Origin of the sequence: Azospirillum sp. (genome assembly GCF_035628975.1) — a bacterium.
Taxonomy (GTDB): Bacteria; Pseudomonadota; Alphaproteobacteria; order Azospirillales; family Azospirillaceae; genus Azospirillum.
Map to the genome: position 1 here is coordinate 96,285 of NZ_DASPIS010000103.1, position 18,286 is coordinate 114,570.

At 69.4% G+C, this 18,286-nt stretch carries 20 protein-coding genes; 8 read left to right on the forward strand and 12 right to left on the reverse strand.

The window, feature by feature from the left end:
- The first annotated feature begins 11 nt into the window (after positions 1–11).
- Positions 12–914, forward strand: a complete 903-nt coding sequence (lhpI, locus tag VD964_RS23385) for a bifunctional Delta(1)-pyrroline-2-carboxylate/Delta(1)-piperideine-2-carboxylate reductase (protein ID WP_324870898.1) — start codon at positions 12–14, stop codon at positions 912–914.
- A gap of 28 nt (positions 915–942) precedes the next feature.
- On the opposite strand, the gene VD964_RS23390 is transcribed toward lhpI, so the two are convergent.
- From VD964_RS23390 to VD964_RS23405, 4 genes are all read right to left on the reverse strand, one after another.
- The gene (locus tag VD964_RS23390) at positions 943–1,434 is read right to left on the reverse strand and encodes a hypothetical protein (RefSeq protein WP_324870899.1); all 492 of its coding nucleotides are present in this window, start codon (positions 1,432–1,434) and stop codon (positions 943–945) included.
- Between the two features lie 96 nt (positions 1,435–1,530).
- The gene (locus VD964_RS23395; protein WP_324870900.1) at positions 1,531–2,229 is read right to left on the reverse strand and encodes a phosphatase PAP2 family protein; all 699 of its coding nucleotides are present in this window, start codon (positions 2,227–2,229) and stop codon (positions 1,531–1,533) included.
- An 80-nt stretch (positions 2,230–2,309) separates the two neighbouring features.
- Positions 2,310–3,263, reverse strand: coding sequence for a D-2-hydroxyacid dehydrogenase family protein (locus VD964_RS23400; RefSeq protein WP_324870901.1), 954 nt, complete (start codon positions 3,261–3,263; stop codon positions 2,310–2,312).
- A 13-nt stretch (positions 3,264–3,276) separates the two neighbouring features.
- Entirely contained in the window at positions 3,277–4,257 is a 981-nt protein-coding gene (locus VD964_RS23405) for a phosphoribosylaminoimidazolesuccinocarboxamide synthase (RefSeq protein ID WP_324870902.1), read from the reverse strand.
- Between the two features lie 103 nt (positions 4,258–4,360).
- Here VD964_RS23405 and VD964_RS23410 point away from each other — a divergent pair, with 103 nt between their 5' ends.
- Positions 4,361–5,143, forward strand: a complete 783-nt coding sequence (locus tag VD964_RS23410; protein ID WP_324870903.1) for a 4'-phosphopantetheinyl transferase family protein — start codon at positions 4,361–4,363, stop codon at positions 5,141–5,143.
- 103 nt (positions 5,144–5,246) lie between these two features.
- On the opposite strand, the gene VD964_RS23415 is transcribed toward VD964_RS23410, so the two are convergent.
- The 6 genes from VD964_RS23415 to VD964_RS23440 form a co-directional block, all read right to left on the reverse strand.
- Positions 5,247–6,674, reverse strand: coding sequence for a S41 family peptidase (locus tag VD964_RS23415; protein WP_324870904.1), 1,428 nt, complete (start codon positions 6,672–6,674; stop codon positions 5,247–5,249).
- 305 nt (positions 6,675–6,979) lie between these two features.
- Positions 6,980–7,702 carry a sugar transferase gene (locus tag VD964_RS23420; RefSeq protein ID WP_324870905.1) on the reverse strand — a complete coding sequence of 241 codons (723 nt, stop codon included), beginning with the start codon at positions 7,700–7,702 and terminating at the stop codon, positions 6,980–6,982.
- Positions 7,703–7,835: 133 nt separating this feature from the next.
- Entirely contained in the window at positions 7,836–8,882 is a 1,047-nt protein-coding gene (gene hypE, locus VD964_RS23425) for a hydrogenase expression/formation protein HypE (RefSeq protein WP_324870906.1), read from the reverse strand.
- A 49-nt stretch (positions 8,883–8,931) separates the two neighbouring features.
- The gene (locus VD964_RS23430; protein ID WP_324870907.1) at positions 8,932–9,162 is read right to left on the reverse strand and encodes a HypC/HybG/HupF family hydrogenase formation chaperone; all 231 of its coding nucleotides are present in this window, start codon (positions 9,160–9,162) and stop codon (positions 8,932–8,934) included.
- A 16-nt stretch (positions 9,163–9,178) separates the two neighbouring features.
- Positions 9,179–10,207: a hydrogenase nickel incorporation protein HypB gene (hypB, locus tag VD964_RS23435; RefSeq protein ID WP_324870908.1), complete on the reverse strand. Its 1,029-nt coding sequence runs from the start codon at positions 10,205–10,207 to the stop codon at positions 9,179–9,181.
- A 93-nt stretch (positions 10,208–10,300) separates the two neighbouring features.
- Positions 10,301–11,482, reverse strand: coding sequence for a nickel-dependent hydrogenase large subunit (locus VD964_RS23440; protein ID WP_324870909.1), 1,182 nt, complete (start codon positions 11,480–11,482; stop codon positions 10,301–10,303).
- A gap of 237 nt (positions 11,483–11,719) precedes the next feature.
- Between VD964_RS23440 and VD964_RS23445 the strand changes: the two genes are divergently transcribed.
- The 6 genes from VD964_RS23445 to VD964_RS23470 all read left to right on the forward strand — a co-directional run bounded on the left by VD964_RS23445 (position 11,720) and on the right by VD964_RS23470 (position 16,462).
- Positions 11,720–12,319, forward strand: coding sequence for a HupE/UreJ family protein (locus VD964_RS23445; RefSeq protein ID WP_324870910.1), 600 nt, complete (start codon positions 11,720–11,722; stop codon positions 12,317–12,319).
- Between the two features lie 166 nt (positions 12,320–12,485).
- Positions 12,486–13,349: a DUF3618 domain-containing protein gene (locus VD964_RS23450; RefSeq protein WP_324870911.1), complete on the forward strand. Its 864-nt coding sequence runs from the start codon at positions 12,486–12,488 to the stop codon at positions 13,347–13,349.
- A gap of 12 nt (positions 13,350–13,361) precedes the next feature.
- Positions 13,362–14,423 carry a YihY/virulence factor BrkB family protein gene (locus VD964_RS23455; RefSeq protein ID WP_324870912.1) on the forward strand — a complete coding sequence of 354 codons (1,062 nt, stop codon included), beginning with the start codon at positions 13,362–13,364 and terminating at the stop codon, positions 14,421–14,423.
- Positions 14,424–14,699: 276 nt separating this feature from the next.
- Positions 14,700–14,873, forward strand: a complete 174-nt coding sequence (locus VD964_RS23460; protein ID WP_324870913.1) for a hypothetical protein — start codon at positions 14,700–14,702, stop codon at positions 14,871–14,873.
- Positions 14,874–15,105: 232 nt separating this feature from the next.
- Positions 15,106–15,807, forward strand: coding sequence for a hypothetical protein (locus tag VD964_RS23465; RefSeq protein ID WP_324870914.1), 702 nt, complete (start codon positions 15,106–15,108; stop codon positions 15,805–15,807).
- A 58-nt stretch (positions 15,808–15,865) separates the two neighbouring features.
- A complete protein-coding gene (locus VD964_RS23470; protein ID WP_324870915.1) occupies positions 15,866–16,462 on the forward strand; it encodes a HutD family protein in 597 nt (198 codons plus the stop codon).
- Here the strand turns inward: VD964_RS23470 and VD964_RS23475 are convergent.
- Together VD964_RS23475 and VD964_RS23480 are read right to left on the reverse strand one after the other, a co-directional pair.
- A complete protein-coding gene (locus VD964_RS23475) occupies positions 16,459–17,805 on the reverse strand; it encodes a GH1 family beta-glucosidase (protein WP_324870916.1) in 1,347 nt (448 codons plus the stop codon). The genes VD964_RS23470 and VD964_RS23475 overlap by 4 nt on opposite strands.
- 1 nt (position 17,806) lies before the next feature.
- Positions 17,807–18,145, reverse strand: a complete 339-nt coding sequence (locus tag VD964_RS23480) for an acyl carrier protein (RefSeq protein WP_324870917.1) — start codon at positions 18,143–18,145, stop codon at positions 17,807–17,809.
- Positions 18,146–18,286 lie beyond the last annotated feature (141 nt).

The following is an 18,286-nucleotide window of genomic DNA, read 5'->3' on the forward strand; positions in this document are numbered from 1 at the left end:
AGCCGCTCACCGTGTCCTTGCTCGCTGTCCTCACCGCCGAACAGACCGCCGCCCGTCTTCCTTTCCCCGCCTTGTGCGACGCGGTGGCCGCAGCCGCCCGCGACTATGCCGCCGGCCGCATCACCAGCCCGGAACGGCAGGTGCTGCCGCTGCCGGATGGCGGCGTGCTGCTGTCCATGCCGGCCACGGCGGCGGACATCGCCATCCACAAGCTGGTGAACGTCAACCCCGGCAACGGCGCCAAGGGACTGCCGACCATCCATGGCGTGGTCAGCGCCTTCGACGCCGCGACCGGCGCCCCCCAGGTTATTCTGGACGGCCCGACCGTCACCGCGCGCCGCACCGCCGCCGTGTCGATGCTGGCGATCCGCACGCTGGCTCCGGCCCCGCGCCATGTGGCGCTGCTCGGCGCCGGCACCCAGTCGGCCGGCCATGTGGCGGCACTCGCGGCGCTTTATCCCGGCATCCGCATCGATGTCCACAGCCGCAGCCTGGACAGCGCCGCCGCTTTCTGCGCCAGGCAGGACGGGCAGGGGGTGGAGTTGCGCCCGATGAGCGGTGCGGTCGATCCCGCGGCGGAGGTGGTGATCGCGCTGACCACCAGCCTGTCCCCCATCTATGACGAGACGCCGCGCCCGGACCGCCTGCTGGTCGGCGTCGGTGCCTTCAAGCCGGAAATGGCGGAGTTCGGCCCGACCGCCGTCCATGGCAGCGAGCTGTTCGTCGACGATCCCGCCGGCGCCCGCCACGAGGCCGGCGACTTCATCCAGGCCGGCGTGGACTGGGTGACGGTGAAGTCGCTGGTCGATGCGCTGGACAGCCGTGCGACGGACGGTCGCCCGCGCCTGTTCAAGAGCGTCGGCTGTGCGGCGTGGGACTTGGCCGCTGCGCGTTGCGCGCTGGGGCAGGGGTAAAGCGCCGGCCCGAGCCGCGCCCGCTCACTCACTCCAACGTCGGTTCCACCCGCTGCCCGACGCGGCGTTGCGTGTCGACGGCGGCGCGCAGGCGGTCGCGGGCGGCACCCCGGCTGCCGGCGGTCGCCGCCGGACGCAGGCCGTTGAGGGCTGCCAGGAAGTTGGTGCCGGCCCGGCCCTTCTGTTCGCGGCCCTTCTGGTCCGGCGCATGGCGGGTGACGGCCGGGATTTCCTGGGTCACCGCATCGCGGTCAGTGGTCTTGCCCTTCGCTTCCGCACGGGCCTGCTGCGCCTCCACCCGCGCGCGGGCGACGATGCGATCACGCAGGTCGGTGTCGAGCGTGCGGAAGACGCGCGACGCCTCGGTCAACTCGCGCTCCCGCCCGCTGTCCAGCGTCCGTTTCAGGGCGTTGGCCAGCAGACGGCATTCAAGGACGCCGGGCACCCGCTCGCGCTCCACCGCGCGGGCAAGGACGCCGACGGCTTCAAGGGTTTCGCGGTCGAGGGTGCCGTGAGGCATGATGCGGCCTGATCCGAAAGGGTTAGGGCCGACACTATCGGCGGGCAGGCGTCCGTATTCAACCCGCTTGTTAACCCTTTCGGCGATGCTGCCCGATCAGCGCCCCGCCGTCGCCTCCGGCCGGTCCTGCTCCACCGCGCCGCGGCGCTGCAGCCATTCGGCGATCATCCAGCAGAAGGCCGCCCAGGCAGCGCCGACGCTCCAGCCGGCCAGTACGTCGGTCGGCCAATGGACGCCCAGATAGACGCGGCTCGACCCGATGACGAGCGTCAGCAGCATCGCCCAGGTCAGCAGATAGGCCTTGGTCCGCCGGCCCTCGACGAATTGGGACATCAGCGCGCCCAGCGTCAGATAGACCACGGCCGACTGCATGGCGTGGCCGCTGGGGAAGCTGGCGGAGATCACCTGATCGCCGTGCGGCACCAGATCGGGGCGGGCGCGGTCGAACAGCATCTTCAGCAGGGTGCTGAGCGTCCCGCCGCCGCCGATCGACACCAGGACCAGCAGCGCCGCCGCCCGCTTGTGCAGCAGCAGCAGGAAGCCCAGCGTGGCGACGGTGACGAGTGTGAGGATGGTGGTGCTGCCGAGCGATGTGATGTCGCGCGCCACGCGGGAAAGCCACCAGGGGCCGCCGGGCTGTTCGGGGTTCAGCGGGTCGCGCAGAGCCAGAAGCAGACGCTTGTCGAAGGCGCTGGTTTCGCCTTCCATCACCTCGCCGGCCAGTTCGACGAAGCCGAACAGCAGGCCGGCGACCACCGACATGCCGACCAGCATGCCCAGCTGGTGCCTGCCCATCCTTGCCCAGATGCCGCCCCGGACGCCGTCTCCAACCCTGTCCCGCCAGCTCACCGGTGCCCTCCGTCTCTGTTTCCCGTTCAGCCGGGAGAGAGCAGCCGCACCGGTGAACCGGCCGTCCAGGCCAGGATGTCCTCCAGCGCGTCGCGGTAGAACACCGCGTAATTCTCCCGCGTTACGTAGCCCAGATGGGGCGTCAGCACGGTGTTGGGAAGGTCAAGCCAAAGGCTGTCTTTCGGCAGGGGTTCGATGGGGAAGACGTCGATGCCGGCGCCGCCGATATGGCCGTGGCGCAGCGCATGGGCCAGCGCCGCCTCGTCCACCAGCCCGGCGCGCGATGTGTTGACGAGGAAAGCCGTCGGCTTCATCGCGCCGATCTCCGCCGCACCCACCACGCCGCGGGTGCGCTCGCTCAGCACCAGATGGACGCTGACCACGTCGGAACTGGCGAACAGGTCGCGCTTTTCGACGCGGGTCACGCCGGCCGCGGCGGCGCGCTCGTCGGTCAGGTTGGGGCTCCAGGCCACCACCTCCATGCCGAAGGCCTGGCCGACTTGGGCGACCTTGCTGCCGAGCTTGCCCAAGCCCACCAGCCCCAGCCGCTTGCCGCCGAGATCTCCGGTCAGCCCGGTCTGCCAGCGCCCCTCGCGCAGCGCCCTCTCTTCCGCAGGGATGCGCTTGGCCAGCGCCAGGATCAGGCCCCAGGTCAGTTCCGCCGTCGGCGTCCCGATCATGCGGGTGCCGCAGACGGGGATGCCGCGGGCGGCGCAGGCCGCAAGGTCGACGGCGTTGTTGCGGGCGCCGGTGGTGACCAGCAACTTCAGCTTCGGCAGCCGGTCGATCAGCGCTGCAGGGAACGGCGTCCGTTCCCGCATGATCACCAGCACGTCGAAGGGCTCCAGCGCCGCCGCCACCGCCGCCTCATCGCCCAGCGGCTTGTCGAAGACTGTCAGGTCGCTCCCCGGCGGCAACTGCGCCCAGTCGGCGAGGTCGCGCGCGACCCCCTGATAATCGTCGAGGATGGCGACGCGCATGGAGCCCGCCCTCTTACTTCGTGAAGTAGGGCGCCAGGTTGGCGCGGATGCGGTCGAGGATCGGGACGGCGGTCGCCGGCACCTCGAACGGGCGGCCGGTGATGGTCTCGCCGGCCTCGATGTAGACGCGGGCGGCTTCCAGAACCACGTCGCCGGGGATCTCCGGAACGTCCTGGGTGTAGGGATCGCAGCGGGCGACGACCCAGTTGCGGACGAAGTCCTTGTCGAAGCTTTCCGGCTTCTCGCCGGCCTCGAACCGCTCCTGGTAGCTGGCGGCGAACCAGTAGCGCGAGCTGTCGGGGGTGTGGATCTCGTCGGCCAGCAGGATGTTGCCGTCCTCGTCGAAGCCGAACTCGTACTTGGTGTCGACCAGGATCAGGCCGCGTTCCGCCGCAATCTTCTGGCCGCGGGCGAACAGGGCCAGCGCCTTGTCCGACACCTCGTCCCACTGGGCGCGGGTCAGCAGGTTGCGCTCCACGATCTCGGTCGCGGTCAGTTCCTCGTCATGGCCGGCGTCGAAGGCCTTGGTGGTCGGCGTGATGATGGGGGTGCCCAGCTTCTGGTTCTGGCGCAGCCCGTCGGGGAAGATGTGGCCGTACATCTCGCGCCGGCCCTGCTTGTACATCGACCAGACCGAAGTGCCGGTGGTGCCGGCCATGTAATCGCGGACCACGACCTCGACCGGCATGATGGTCAGCCGCTTCGCCACGACGACGTTGGGGTCCGGGTATTCCAGGACGTGGTTGGCGCAGATGTCCTTCGTCGCCTCGAACCAGAAGCGCGCGGTCTGGGTCAGCACCTGCCCCTTGAACGGGATGGCGGTCAGGGCGCGGTCGAAGGCCGACAGCCGGTCGGTGGTGATGAGGATCCGCCGCCCATCCGGAAGGTCGTAGTTTTCACGCACCTTGCCGCGGTAATGATTGGGCAGCTCCGGGATGAAGGCGTCGCGAAGAACGTTGGTCAGGTGCGGGGCGAGCAGGGCGGTGTCAACCATGGGATCCTGGTCCGGATGCAGGGGCGGATGCGAGAGGCGCGCATGATACCCGAAACCCCTGCCGGAGCCAGGACGCTAATTCAAGAGGGAGGATCGCTGTCCGATGCATGACACGAGCGTCACGGTGGCGGCGGGCGGGTGCGCCGGCGATTATGATCTGAGGCCCGGAGTCGTCCGCGTCTGGTTCGCCGATCTGACCGGGCTGTCGGTCCATAGGCCGGCGATGCGCGCCCTGCTGTCCGCCGACGAGGTGGAGCGCGCCGACCGGTTTCTGATGGAACGGCTGACCGACCGCTTCGTGCTGCGCCGGGGCTTGTTGCGGCTGCTGTTGGGGCGCTGCACCGGCCGTGATCCGGCAGAACTGGTTTTCGACTACGGCACGCATGGCAAGCCGGCGCTGCCCGGCGGTCCCTCCTTCAACCTCAGCGACAGCGAAGACAGCCTTGCCATCGCGGTGGCGGCGGAGGGGCGGATCGGCGTCGACATCGAACGGCTGCGCCCGATCGAAAGCGCCGACGGCATCGCCGACCGCTTCTTCCACGCCACCGAGCGTGCCGCCCTGCAGGCGCTGGGGCCGGAGCGGCGGGACGAGGGCTTCCTGCTGGCCTGGACGCGGAAGGAGGCCTTCATCAAGGCGGCCGGCGTCGGGCTGTCGATGCCGCTCGACCAGTTCGCGGTGGAGGTCATGCCCGGCGCGCCGCCGGCCCTGCTGGAGATCGGCGAGGGCTTGCGGGGGGATGTGGGAGTTCCGGCGGACTGGAGCCTGTTCGACCGCCGGGTGCTTCCGGGCACCGTCGCCGCCATCGCGGCGCACGGGACGGGCTGGACGGTGGAGACGCGGGTGATGGATTCCTCCCTCTCCCCCCCGGGGAGAGGGGCGGGGTGAGGGGGATACACTGCGCGCCCTTCCGAGAATCCTTGCCCCGCGTCCCCCTCACCCTAACCCTCTCTCCCCGGAGGGGAGAGGGGATTTTCCGGCATCGGGAAACTCACTCCCCGCCGGCCAGGGTGCCGGTCAGGCGGTTGCGGATGGCGGAGACGGCGCATTCCAGCGGACGGTCGTCGTCGGACTTGGGGGCCTTGTCCATCACGTCGGGGCACATGTCCTGCGCCATCCACACCTGCGGCTTGGGCGGGGTCGGGGCATTGGCGTCGCAGGTCGCCGGGTCGGGGTGGGTTTCCTCGGTGCTGCCGTGGGTCGGCTTGACCTCCAGGTTCGGCGAGACGCCGAAGCAGTCCACCAGCGCCCCCGACGGGCGGTAGTAGCGGGCGGTGGTCAGGCGGATGCCGGTGTCGACGCTAAGCGAAGAGATCGTCTGCACCGACCCCTTGCCGTAGGAGCGCGAGCCGAACAGCAGCGCGCGGTGATGGTCCTGCAGGGCGCCGGCCACGATCTCCGACGCCGACGCCGAGCCGCTGTTGATCAGCACCACCACCGGCAGCCCGGCCAGCAGGTCGCCCGAGGTGCCGCGGTAGGAGCGGGATTCCTCCGGATCGCGGCCGCGGACGGAGACGATGTCCACCGTCTCCAGGAAGCGGTCGGCCACCTGCACAGCCTGCTCCAGCAGGCCGCCGGGGTTGTTGCGCAGATCGATGACGGCGCCGGTCAGCCGGCCCTTCGCCTGCCGGCGCATGTCCTCGACCGCCGCATCCAGCGCCGAGGAGGTCGACTGGTTGAAGGTGGCGATGCGGACATAGGCGACGTTGCCCTCCAGCCGGTAACGGACGGGCTGGATCTTGACGATGGCGCGGGTCAGCGAGACGCGGGTGTTGGCGTCGGTCGACGGCGGGCGGCGGATCGCCAGGGCGACCGAGCTGCCGACGGGACCGCGCATGCGGGCGACGGCGTCGTGCAGGTTCAGCCCCTTGACCGCCACGTCGTCGATGCGGGCGATCAGGTCGCCGCTGCGCAGGCCGGCGCGGGCGGCGGGCGAGCCGTCGATGGGGGACACGACCTTGATCAGGCCGCTCTCCTCGTCCATCGTCACCTCGATGCCGAGCCCGCCGAACTCGCCCTGAGTCTGTTCGCGCAGGTAGCGGTAGCGTTCGCTGTCGAGGAAGCTGGAATAGGGGTCGAGCGAGCCCAGCATGCTGTCCAGCGCCGCTTCGGTCAGCATGCGGTCGCTGGCGCGCGGGTTCTCAGCCTTTTTCTTCTTCAGCCCGTCCTCCGCCTTGTCGACCAGCACCTGCGGATCGAAGGGCTTCACATGCTCCGTCAAAACGCGGCGCATGGCGTCGGAGAAGAGGACGTAGTTGCGGTCGGCGGCGGACAGCGAACCGTAGCCGCGGATCTTCGCGAAATCGGTGCGGTATCGGTCGAGCGCCGCGACGGTGTCGGCACGGCTGGTTGGCGCCACGGCGCAGGCGGGCCCGATCGCCACCATCATCAGCAGCAAGGCAGCCAGCAGCTTCGCCATCCTAGGCCCCTCTTGACTGGCCGGTCCGGCCGGCGGTCTTACGCTCATCGTTCACTTATACCAGGGTTTCGCCGGTTGGCCCGACCCTAGCACGTCGTTCCGCCATTCTCAAAGTCCACCCCGGATTCGGCAAGAGTGTCATGCAACGGGATGATCGGGGGGATGACCGCTGGGGGCGGCCGTCCGGCTCCCCTATCGGAAATGGTGAGCGCAAACAGCAATGTCGCGCGCCCCGATGGGACGCGCGACCGGTGTGAAGGGATGAGTGCTTTCGGAGAGAGGGGGGCGAAGGAGGAAGGGAGAGGTCAGTAGGCGCCGCTGCCCTTCACCACCACCCGCACGGTGCGCAGCATGATGCCGATGTCGGCCCAGAAGCTCCAGCCCACCACATAGGCGGTGTCGAGCTGCACGCGGCGCACGTAATCGACGTCGCTGCGGCCGCTGACCTGCCACAGCCCGGTCAGGCCGGGGCGGCAGCGGGTGTAGAAGGGGAAGCAGGCGCGGTAATAGGGGACCTCGTCGTCGATGATCGGGCGGGGGCCGACCAGGCTCATGTCGCCGCGCAGGACGTTGATCAGCTGGGGCAGCTCGTCCAGGCTCGACTTGCGCAGGAAACGGCCGACCGGGGTGATGCGCGGGTCGTTGCGCAGCTTGCGCGTCGCCAGCCATTCGGTGCGCGCCGTCTCGTCGGTGGCGAGCAGCCGCTCCAGCACCTCGGCGGAGTTCACCACCATCGAGCGGAACTTCAGGCAGGTGAAGGAGCGTCCGTCGGCACCGATGCGCCGATGGCCGAACACCGCAGGCCCGCCGTCGCGGGCCACCATCCAGGCCAGCACCAGCATCAGCGGCCCGAATATGGCGAGCAGCCCCAGCGAGCCGACGATGTCGAAGGCACGTTTCACGCGATGCCTGTGCAGGGGAGGGCAACCGGGAAGCCGGTCCATCGCCTGCATCGCCGACCGGGTCCCGGCCATGCGGCCGGGGTCCAGGCGGGGTGCGCCCAAAAGAGCGATGTTGGACAACGCCATTGTAATCTCTCGTCGCTGAACGTCTCTGGTCAGAGCATAGGACCATCCGAGAGAGGCAACGGCCAGCGCGCGAAAGGGGTCCTGCCGAAGGGACAGGATTTTTGGAAAGGGTGAGTTAGCCCGCCGGTACGGGTCAGCAGATCCGGGGAAGCTGTTCTCCGGTCAGCCAATCCACAATCCGGCGGCCGCCGAAGCGGGTCTCCATTTGAACGAACCGATGGGGGTCCTCCACCACACATCCGATGCAGGCGGCATCCCGTCCCAGCGGGTGTTCGCGCATGGCGGCGAGCATCCGGTCACGCTCCTCCGCCGCGCAAATCGCGATCAGCTTACCTTCGTTGGCGGCATAGAGCGGATCCAGCCCCAACAATTCGCAGGCCGCGGTGACCTCCGCCCGAACGGGGATGTCGGCCTCGCGCAACCGCATGCCGACTCCGGACTGGTGGGCGATCTCGTTCAGCGTCGTCGCCAGTCCGCCGCGGGTGGGATCGCGCAGCACATGCACGTCGGGCACCGCCGCCACCATCGCCGCGACCAGGCCGTTCAGCGCCGCGCTGTCCGACAGGATCGCCGTCTCGAAGCCCAGATTGTCGCGGGTCGACATGATGGCGACGCCATGGTCGCCCATGGTGCCGCTGACCAGGATGACGTCGCCCGGCCGCGCCCGGTCGCCGGAGGGGGCGACGCCGGGGGGCACCATGCCGATGCCGGTGGTGGTGATGAAGATGCCGTCGCCCTTGCCGCGCTCCACCACCTTGGTGTCGCCGGACACGATGGCGACCCCGGCCTCGCGCGCCGCGGCGGCCATGCTGTCGACCACCCGCTTCAGGTCGGCGAGCGGGAAGCCTTCTTCTATGATGAAGCCGGCGGTCAGGTGCAGCGGCACTGCGCCGGCCATGGCGACGTCGTTCACCGTGCCGTGGACCGCCAGCGATCCGATGTCGCCGCCGGGGAAGAACAGCGGCGAGACGACGAAGCCGTCCGTCGTCATCACCATGCGTCCGCCCGGCACGTCGAAGGCGGCCTGATCGTTGCCCTGGTCGAGATACGGGTTGGCGAAGGCGGCGGCGAACAGCTCGCGCACCAGCTGCGCCATCGCCTTGCCGCCAGACCCGTGGGTCATGTCCACCGCCCCGCGGGCGATGTCGAGCTTGCGGGTGAAGAGGCGGCGGTCGGTCATGGCGGGTGGTCCGGATGGTCGGCGGGTGTGTGGGAATGACGTGCGCGGGTCAGGCCGCGGCCTCGGCGTCCGCGACCTCGGCCAGCAGAGCGAGCGTTCGCTCGGCCTCCTCGGCGTCGAGGCGGGACAGGGCGTAGCCGACATGGACGATCACGTAGTCGCCGACGGCGACGCCCTCCACCAGCTCCAGCGAGCAGGTGGAGGTGACGCCGCCCAGGCTGACGGTGGCGCGGTCGTCGGGCAGCAGGGCGGTGACCAGGGCTGGAACGGCAAGGCACATGGCGGCGGTCCTCCGGTCAGACGGCAGCGGAAGCGGCGTGAGAGGCGCGGGCCTCCGCCAGCCCGTCGGCGATCCAGTCGTACCACTCCTCCAGACCCTGGCCGGTGGTGGCCGACAGCTGGATCACCGCCAGCGACGGGTTCAGGCGCTGGGCATAGCCGATCATCCGCTCCACATCGAAGGTCAGGTGCGGCAGAAGGTCGATCTTGTTGACCACCAGCAGGTCGGCGCGGACGAACATGTCCGGGTATTTCAGCGGCTTGTCCTCCCCCTCCGTCACCGAGAGGACGACGACGCGGTGGGTCTCGCCCAGGTCGAAGCCGGCGGGGCAGACCAGATTGCCGACATTCTCGACGAACAGCACGCCGTCCTCGGCGAAGCCGCTCTCGGCGGCCAGCTTGTCGGCGGCCTGCGCCACCATGGAGGCGTCGAGGTGGCAGCCCTTGCCGGTGTTGACCTGCACCGCCGGGGTGCCGGTGGCGCGGATGCGGTCGGCGTCGAAGCTGGTCTGTTGGTCGCCTTCGATCACCGCGACCGGGAAGCGGCCCTTCAGGTCGGTCAGGCTGCGCGTCAGCAGGGTCGTCTTGCCCGAACCGGGGCTGGACATCAAATTCAGCACGAACACCCCGCGCCCGGCGAAACGGCGGCGGTTGATGTCGGCCAGCGCGTCGTTCTTCGCCAGGATGTCGCGCTCGATGGTGATCAGCCGCGGCTGGTTCAGCGCGGCGCCGCCGTCAATGGCGTCGGGGCGGTCGGGACGGTGGTGGTGATGCGCGTGGGCGTGGTCATGGCCGTGCTCATGACCATGCCCGTGATCATGGTGCCCGTGATCGGTGTGGCTGTGGCGGAACACCGTGCCGTCGGGGGCGACATGCTCGTGGGTGTCGTCGTGATGGTGGTGGGCATGGTGGTGCGCCGCCCCGTGCCCTTCACCGTGACGGTGGCGGTAGACCTTGCCGTCCGGGCCGATATGCTCATGCTCGGCATCGGTGGCCTTGCCGTCGATCCGGGTTTCGCCTTCTCCGCATCCGCAAACCGTGCACATCACGCGCTCTCCCACTCTTCGATCCGCAAAGCGATCGCTCTGTCCGTTCGGCGGCCCATCATCGGACGGCCCGTCCGCTTCGGCAAGCGATCGTCATTCGTGTACCTCTATGCCGCAGGCGACGCAGGGGTCGAGCATCGCGACCAGCAGCCGCGCCCGTTCCGCCGCGTCGTCGCGGCTGGGCACCTCGGCACCTGCCAGCCCGCGGGCCAGCGGGCCGTCAGCGGCGAAGTTCCAGTCGGTCGGGGCCACCATGCGGGCATCGGCGATCCGCCCCATTTCGTCCAGCCGCAGCCAGTGGGCCAGCCGTCCACGCGCTGTTTCCGCCACGCCGCAGCCTTCGCCCGGTCCCGGACCCGCCGCCATCGCCGGATCGGCCGGGCACAGGTCGGCGATGGCCGCCTCCATCCGTTTCGGCAACTCCGCCAGATCGGCGAGCCGCGCCGCGAACAGCCGGGCCAGCCCATCGCCGAAGCGGTCCGTCACCGAAACCACCAGCGGGTGCGCCGCCTGACGTCCCAGCGGCCCGGTCAGCGCCGGGGCGCCGTCATGCTGCGGCCGTATGGCGAAAGCCGGATCGCCGGACAGCGCCGCGGCGAACCAGTCCGGCCCGCTTTCGCTCAGCAGCGGCACGCCGCCCGCCCCCCAGCCGGCCAGATCCGGGGCCAGCAGCCGGGCGCCCAGACGCGCCGCATCGCTGGCGCCGCGGCCGGCCCAGCGGACGAGGTCGTCAACATCCCGCGGCAGGGGTCCGGCGAAGACCTCCCCCTTCACCCAGTCCTTCATCCGGTCCAGCGCCCCCCGCAGCGCAGTCCCATCGGGCCGAAGGACACCGCCGCCCGGCCGCAGCCCGTCCTTGGCCGGATAGAGCGCCGGCATGACCGCGGACACCGCTTGGCGCAGGGCGCGCAGGGCAGCAGGCCGGGGAGGGGCGCCGAGGCGCGCCGGCCATTCGACGACGGCCTGCCAGCCGTGGCTGTCCAGGGCCTCCGCGTCGGTCAGCAGGCGGCGCGCGGCCTCCTGTGCGCCCGCGTCGATCCCCAGCGCCGCTTCGCAGGCGCGGGCGACGGCAAGTGCTTGCGCGGTTCCGCACAGGCTGAACAGCAGGGGCGCCAGCCGCACCGCCTCTTCCGGCGACCGACCGACCAGGACGGCGACGGCGCGCGGGCGGCGGGCGGCGACCTCGGCCCGGCCGATGGTGTCGGCGCCCTTTTTGCCGTCGAGCCACAGCCGGACGGATACCGATCCCTCTGCGGGACGTGTCGCTGCGGTCATGGTGAAGTCCTGGCGGCAGGGCGGGCGGCGGCGGATCCATCCTGACGGAACCGGGGTGCAACTCATTGACCTGCGTCAAAATACGTAGATCCGGCGGGGCGGACCCTGTGTTCCGGCCATGGCCGAGATGACGCTTTCTGCTACACTTCGCCCCAACCGCGCCATGCAGCCCGGCTCCCCATGCGTCGGGCGGGAGGGCCGTGGCGGGCGCGACACGACATCAGAGGATGCTTGTCCATGAAACGTTTCCCCCTCGCCTCGGCCGTCCTGCTGGCCGGGCTGGTGCTGCCGGCAGTTGCCGACGCCCACACCTTCGGCGCCCATGATGCAGGCTTCGTCCATGGCTTCCTGCATCCGGTCGGCGGCTGGGACCACCTGCTGGCCATGGTTGCGGTCGGGCTGTGGGCGGCGCAGCGCGGCGGTGCGGCGTTGTGGGCGCTGCCGGCGGCCTTCGTCACCGCAATGATCGGCGGCGGCCTGCTGGGCATGGCCGGCATCGGCCTGCCGGCGGTGGAACTGGGGATCGCCGGTTCGGTCATCGTGCTGGGCGGCCTGGTCGCCGCGCAGTCGCGCCTGTCGCTGCCGGTGTCGCTGGCGGCGGTCGCGCTGTTCGCGCTGTTCCACGGCCATGCCCATGGGGCCGAGATGCCGGAGGCGGCGCAGCCGCTGCTCTACGGCCTGGGCTTCGCGCTCGCCACCGCCCTGCTGCATGGGGCCGGCATCGCCCTGGCCCTGTCGCTGCGCGGTTTCGCCCGTGAAGGCAAGGGCGGGCTGGTCCTGCGTGGCCTGGGCGCGGCCATTGGCCTCGGCGGCGTGGCGCTGGTCACGCTCGCCTGAGTCCGGCTGGCCCGATCGCGGGCTGCGGGTTCGTGTGTTGAGGTTCGTGTGTTGAAGGACAGGGCCGGGAGGGAGACCTCCCGGCCCTTTGCCTGTGCAGGTCAGGCCGGAACAATCGCCTCCCCGTGGTGTTGCAAGCCGGCAGCCCCCACAGGAGACGTCCGGCATGACCAACCACAACGACGCCATTCCGCCCGCCGCTCCGTCTGCGTCGGTTCCCTCCGACCGCGAGGCCGCTGCCGGGGCCACGACAGCGACGCAGAACCGGCGGCCCGAAGAGATCGAGCACGAGATCGAATCGATCCGCGCCCGCATGGACGCGGTGATCGACGAGATCGAATTCCGCCTGTCGCCCGGCCAGATGTCGGGCGGGGTGGTGCAGGTGGTGCGCGATGTCATCCAGGGCGGCGGCGACGGCATGTCCGGCCGGATCGCCCGCGCCGTCCGTGCCAACCCTATTCCCGTGGCGCTGATGGGCGTCGGCGCCCTCTGGCTTGCCTGGGCGGTCGCCCGCACCCCGGAGGCCACCACCGAATTCGACGATTACGATCCCCGCGGCCGGCAGTTGGACCCGCGCAGCCGCCATCTGCTGACCGACCTGATCGCCGCCTGCCGCGACGGATCGGACGCCTTCCGCCGCGCCGACATGACCATCGCCTACCCGGCCCTGTCCTCCCGCCTGGAGACCCTGGCCGACCAGCTCGACCGCAGCGCCATGGAGTTGGACGCCGAGTTGCGCAACGGCGGCGGCTGGATCGAGACCGCGGGTGACGGTGGCCGAATCTGGTCGCCCCTGCATGGCCTGGCGGAGGCGAGCGCGCGCAGCGTCGTGGCGGGCGTCGGCGGAACGGCCGGGCGGGGCGACCTGCTGGCACGGCTGGAAAGCGGGCTGGACGGTACGCTGGCCCTGTTCCGCGATGCCCTGCGCGACGCGCCGGACGATCACCTGCAGGTCGTTATCGGCGCCCAGTTCCATGCCGTGGAAAACGCCCGCCACCGCGTCGGCGCGTTGCGCGAAGCCGTGGTCTGAGGAGGGCGGGTCATGCTGGGGTTGAGCCGCCGCCATTACTACGAGCACCGGAACCGTGCGAACGGGTACCATGCGGCCGGGCGCGCCGCCAACGACGCGCGCGGTGGGAGCCGGGACGGCCGCGGGCGGTCGGCGGAAACCCCGTCCGACATTCCCAAGAAGGGATGGAAGGACATCCTGCTGCGGGTGTGGGACGAGCAGAGCAAGGACAACGTGTCGATGCTGGCCGCGGGCGTCGCCTATTACGGGCTGCTCGCCATCTTCCCGGCCATCGCGGCGCTGGTCTCCATCTATGGCCTCGTCGCCGACCCGGCGCTGATCGAGAACCAGTTGAGCCAGATGGGCGGTCTGCTTCCTCCGGAAGCCCTGTCCATCGTCAGCGACCAGGCCCGCAAGGTGGCCACCGCCCCGTCCGAGGGGCTGGGGGTCGGCCTGATCTTCGGCCTGCTGCTGACCCTGTGGAGCGCGTCGCGCGGCACCAACTCGATGGTGACGGCGCTCAACATCGCCTATGGCGAGCAGGAGACGCGCGGCATCATCAAGCTGGCGGTGCTGTCGATGGCCCTGACGGTGGCCGGCCTGCTGTTCGTCATCGTCGCCATGGTGATGATCGTCGCCGTGCCGGCTGTGATCAACATCATCGGGCTGCAGGACACGCCGATCGGCTGGATCGCCAGCCTTGCCCGCTGGCCGATCCTGGCGGTGGCGATCATCCTGGGGCTTGCCGTCTTCTACCGCTATGCCCCCGACCGGCGGGAACCGCAATGGCGCTGGGTCACCTGGGGGTCGGCGGCGGCGACCCTGGTCTGGCTGTTGGGATCGTTGGGTTTTTCCATCTATGTGTCGAACTTCGGCAGCTACAACGAGACCTATGGGTCTGTCGGCGCGGTCGTGGTGCTGCTGCTGTGGTTCAACCTGACCTCCTACGTGGTTCTGCTGGGGGCCGAGTTGAACGCCGAGATCGAGCACCAGACCGCCCGCGACACCACCGACCGCAACGGTCGGCCCGCCCGGCCGCTGGGCCAGCGCGACGCCTATGTCGCCGACACGGTGGGCGAGCGCAAGGCAGGCTGATCGGGAAAATGTCCCTTGGCAGGGCGGCGGCCACGCGCTATGGTCGCCGTCATGCAACAGGCGCTTTCCATCGCGTCCTCTGGACGCTCCCGATATTTTGGCCGCTGGTTTCGTCCGGCGGCCTAGGAACGCGCATCTGTCGCTCATTCCCGAAGCCGCCCGGACCGACCCGCGGCGGCTTTCGTGTTTGTGACCTCTGCCCTTGACGGGCTGCACATCCTCAAAATCCGAACACGGGCGATCCGGGCGGCCTCATCTTCCGCAAGAGAGGTTGTCATGTTCGATTTCGATGTCGTCACCGGCCCCACCCAGCCGCCCCATTGCCCCCCGGCCGACGAGCCGGCCGGACCGGCCGCCTCCGAGTCGGCCCCGCAGGCGGCGGCCCTGAGCGCTGCAGCCGCTGCGCACTCCGCACCGAAGCCGGAAATGGAGGGAAAGCCGCGATCCTGAGCCGGGATCGGGCTGCCAACCGTGGCGTGCAGGCCCCGCATCACAGCTTTGGACCAAAAAAATCACGAATCCTGCCTATGTTCCGCCGGCTGTTGTCGTATACTCCCTTAGGGCAGACGTGTCCGGGTGGCGGCGCAGCCGGCCGCACCCTTGTTGGTACTCCTCGGTGGCATTCGAATCCGCTCGTTCGGGTTTGAGTGTGATGGTCGGATCGGAAGAAGGATGACGGATCATGGCGGATGATGCTCTCTCAAGCGTCAGCTCTATGGTTTCCGGCCTCAACGCGTCGATCAAAAACGCGGTCGAGGCCATCAAGAAGTCGCAGAGCAACCAGGCCGTCGGCGACGTCCAGGAATATTCCAAGACGGTCAAGAAGTCGGCGCTGACCACCACGGCCGGCGCCACGGACATCGGCGTGCTCGCCAAGAACACCACCCGCCTGAATGTCGCCAGCACGCTGACGGCGAACGACAAGGTCGATTTCTACAAGTTCAAGGTCACCTCCAAGGGTGAGATGACCATGGGTCAGGTCGGCGACGACGGCGTGCGCGTCCAGCTGATGAACCGGTTGGGCCGGGTGATGGCCGACAGCGACCCGAAGTCCGGCGACAATTACGACTCCTTCAAGAAGCTGCAGGCCGGCAACCTGACGGTCGACAAGGGCGACTACACCCTGCGCGTCACCCGCGACAAGGGCCAGTCCGACAAGGACCCCAAGAACTACGCCATGCAGCTGGTGATGGGGAATTACAGCAAGGACTACGACACCGTGGCCAAGGCGCCGGCCAAGGGCGACACCGGCGCGGCGGCGCTGACCACGGGACAGCAGGCGACGCTGGACGGGCTGAACAGCGCCATCGGCAGCCTGAACTCGATCCCCACCGGCCAGACCGGAACGCAGAAGCTGATGGGCAGCTTCAACCTCTTCGTCTGAGGCATCGGCACCGGCTGTGCTATGACGGTGCGGAGTTCATCCGCGCCGGAGCCTGATATTGCCCACCGTCACCCTTCTGAGCCCCACCGATCACCGCCGCGTTCCCTGGAAGAATGGCGGCGGCGTCACCACCGAACTTGCGGTGGAGCCGACCTCCGGCCCGGCCTCCGGCCCAACCTCCGATAGTCGCTTCCTTTGGCGGGTCAGCATCGCCGATGTCGTCGAACCCGGTCCATTCTCGGCTTTTCCCGGCTATGACCGCCTGATCGCCGTGGTGGAGGGCGACGGCATGCGCCTGTCCGTCGATGGCGCCCCGCCGGTCGAACGGCGCCGCCTGGACCCCGCCTTCGCCTTTCCCGGCGAGGCGGCGGTGTGGTGCGAGCCGACCGCCGGCCCGATCCGCGACGTGAACCTGATGCTCGACCGCGCGTCGGCCACCGGCACCCTGTCGCTGCTGGCGGGTCCGGCCGGCCAACGTGCCGCAGGCGATGTGGTTCTGGTCCACGCCCTTGCCGGATGCCTATCCGTCACCCCCGATGGCGGGGACACTCTGTCGGTTCCCGAAGGACACAGCCTGCTCCTGCGCGACGGCACCGCGCGGGTGGAGGTGCCGGACGGAGCGGAGGGCGTGTGCGCGGAGGTGCGCCGACGTTAGGCCTTCGCCTTCCGGATCAGCTCGGCGTACCAGCGCGCCGAGTCCTTCGGCGTGCGGGCCAGGCTCTGGAAGTCGACATGGACGATGCCGAAGCGTTGGCCATAGCCGCTGCCCCACTCGAAATTGTCCAGCAGCGACCAGACGAAATATCCCTGCACGTCGGCGCCCTGGGCCATCGCGTCGCGCATCGCGGCGTTGTAGATGGTCAGGTAGTTGATGCGGTGGGGGTCGTGGACGGCGCCGTCGGGGCTGACGGTGTCGCTGCCGCCGCAGCCGTTCTCCGTCACGACGATGGGCAGGCGGTAGCGGCGCTGGATGGTCAGCAGCTCGTCCCGGAAAGCGTCGGGGAAGATGGCCCAGCCGACGCCGTGGGTCGGCGAATCGGGCGGCGCGTCGCCCCAGCCGTAACCCCAGGTCCGGGCCGGGTCGGCCTTGGCGAAGATCGGGCCGTAATGGTTCAGCCCGAACCAGTCCACCGGCCGGGCGATGCGCGCCATGTCGCCGGCCTGCACGTAAGGCTCGATGGCGGCGGCGGTCTGCGGCGGATAATGGCCGAGGATCTGCGGATCGCAGAAGACGAGGTTCCAATGCTCGTCCAGCAGCGAGGCGGCGGCACGGTTTTCCGGCGTGTCGGTCTCGGGGATCACGACCTGCCGGTTGTGGATCGCGCCGATGGAGGCGCCGGGCACCAGATCGCGCAGCACGTCCACCCCGGCGCCATGGGCCAGATTGACATGGTGGATGGCGCGCAGATGCTGCGCCCGGTCGACGATCCCCGGCGCCGCCCACGGAATTGCGTAGCCGAACAGGGTGAAGACCGAGAACTCGTTGAAGGTGATCCAGCGCTTCACCCGGTCGCCGTAGCGCCGGGCGCAGAGCGCGGCATAGTCGGCGTACCAGCCGGCGCAGTCGCGGGCCGACCAGCCGCCCATATCCTGCAACGCCTGCGGCAGGTCCCAGTGGTAGAGGCACAGCCAGGGCTCGATCCCCGCTTCCAGCAACCGGTCGACCAGCCGGTCGTAGAAGTCCAGCCCGGCCTCGTTCACCGCACCCCGGCCGCGCGGCAGCACCCGCGGCCAAGACACCGAGAAGCGGTAGGCGTCGACACCCAGCCCCTTCATCAGCGCCACATCCTCCGGCATCCGGTGGTAATGGTCGCAGGCCATGTCGCCGGTGTCGCCGTTCACCACCCCGCCCTGGGTGCGGCAGCGGACGTCCCAGATGCTGGCGCCGCGCCCGTCCTCGGCCGCCGCGCCTTCGATCTGGTAGGCGGAGGTGGAGACGCCCCAGACGAATCCGGGCGGATAGGGGCCGGGCGGATAGGGGAAGGTCGGGTCTGTCATCTCAGGCGGCAATCTCGTTGATGCTGCGGCAGCGGCTTTCGAACTCGTCGGAGATGAACTCGGGGCGCTTGTAATAGCCCTTGATCCAGCTCGCCAACAGGCAAAGCTCCTCCAGCTTCACCAGCTCGTCCAGCGTCCCTTCGGGGAAACGGATGCCGAAGCTCTCGGAGATGTATTCCAGAACCTGTTCGACCTGGTCGATCGACAGCTGGATGTCGGTCTCCAACGTCGCATTCCGGGTCAGCAGAGCTTCGTCCACCCCGTATTCGTCGCGGATCAGCTTCACGATCCAACGGAACATGTGCATCCAGTTGGATACACCCTCGATCGACTTGCTCATCGCGACGCTCTGTTCGGGTTGCGCGAAAGGGGTAGACGACAGCGACTGTACCCACGGATCGTTAAAGAATATCGCAGCCCGCATCGCCGTCTCCACCCGGCGCGGCAAAAAACCGCGCGGGATCTGCCACCTGCACGGGCA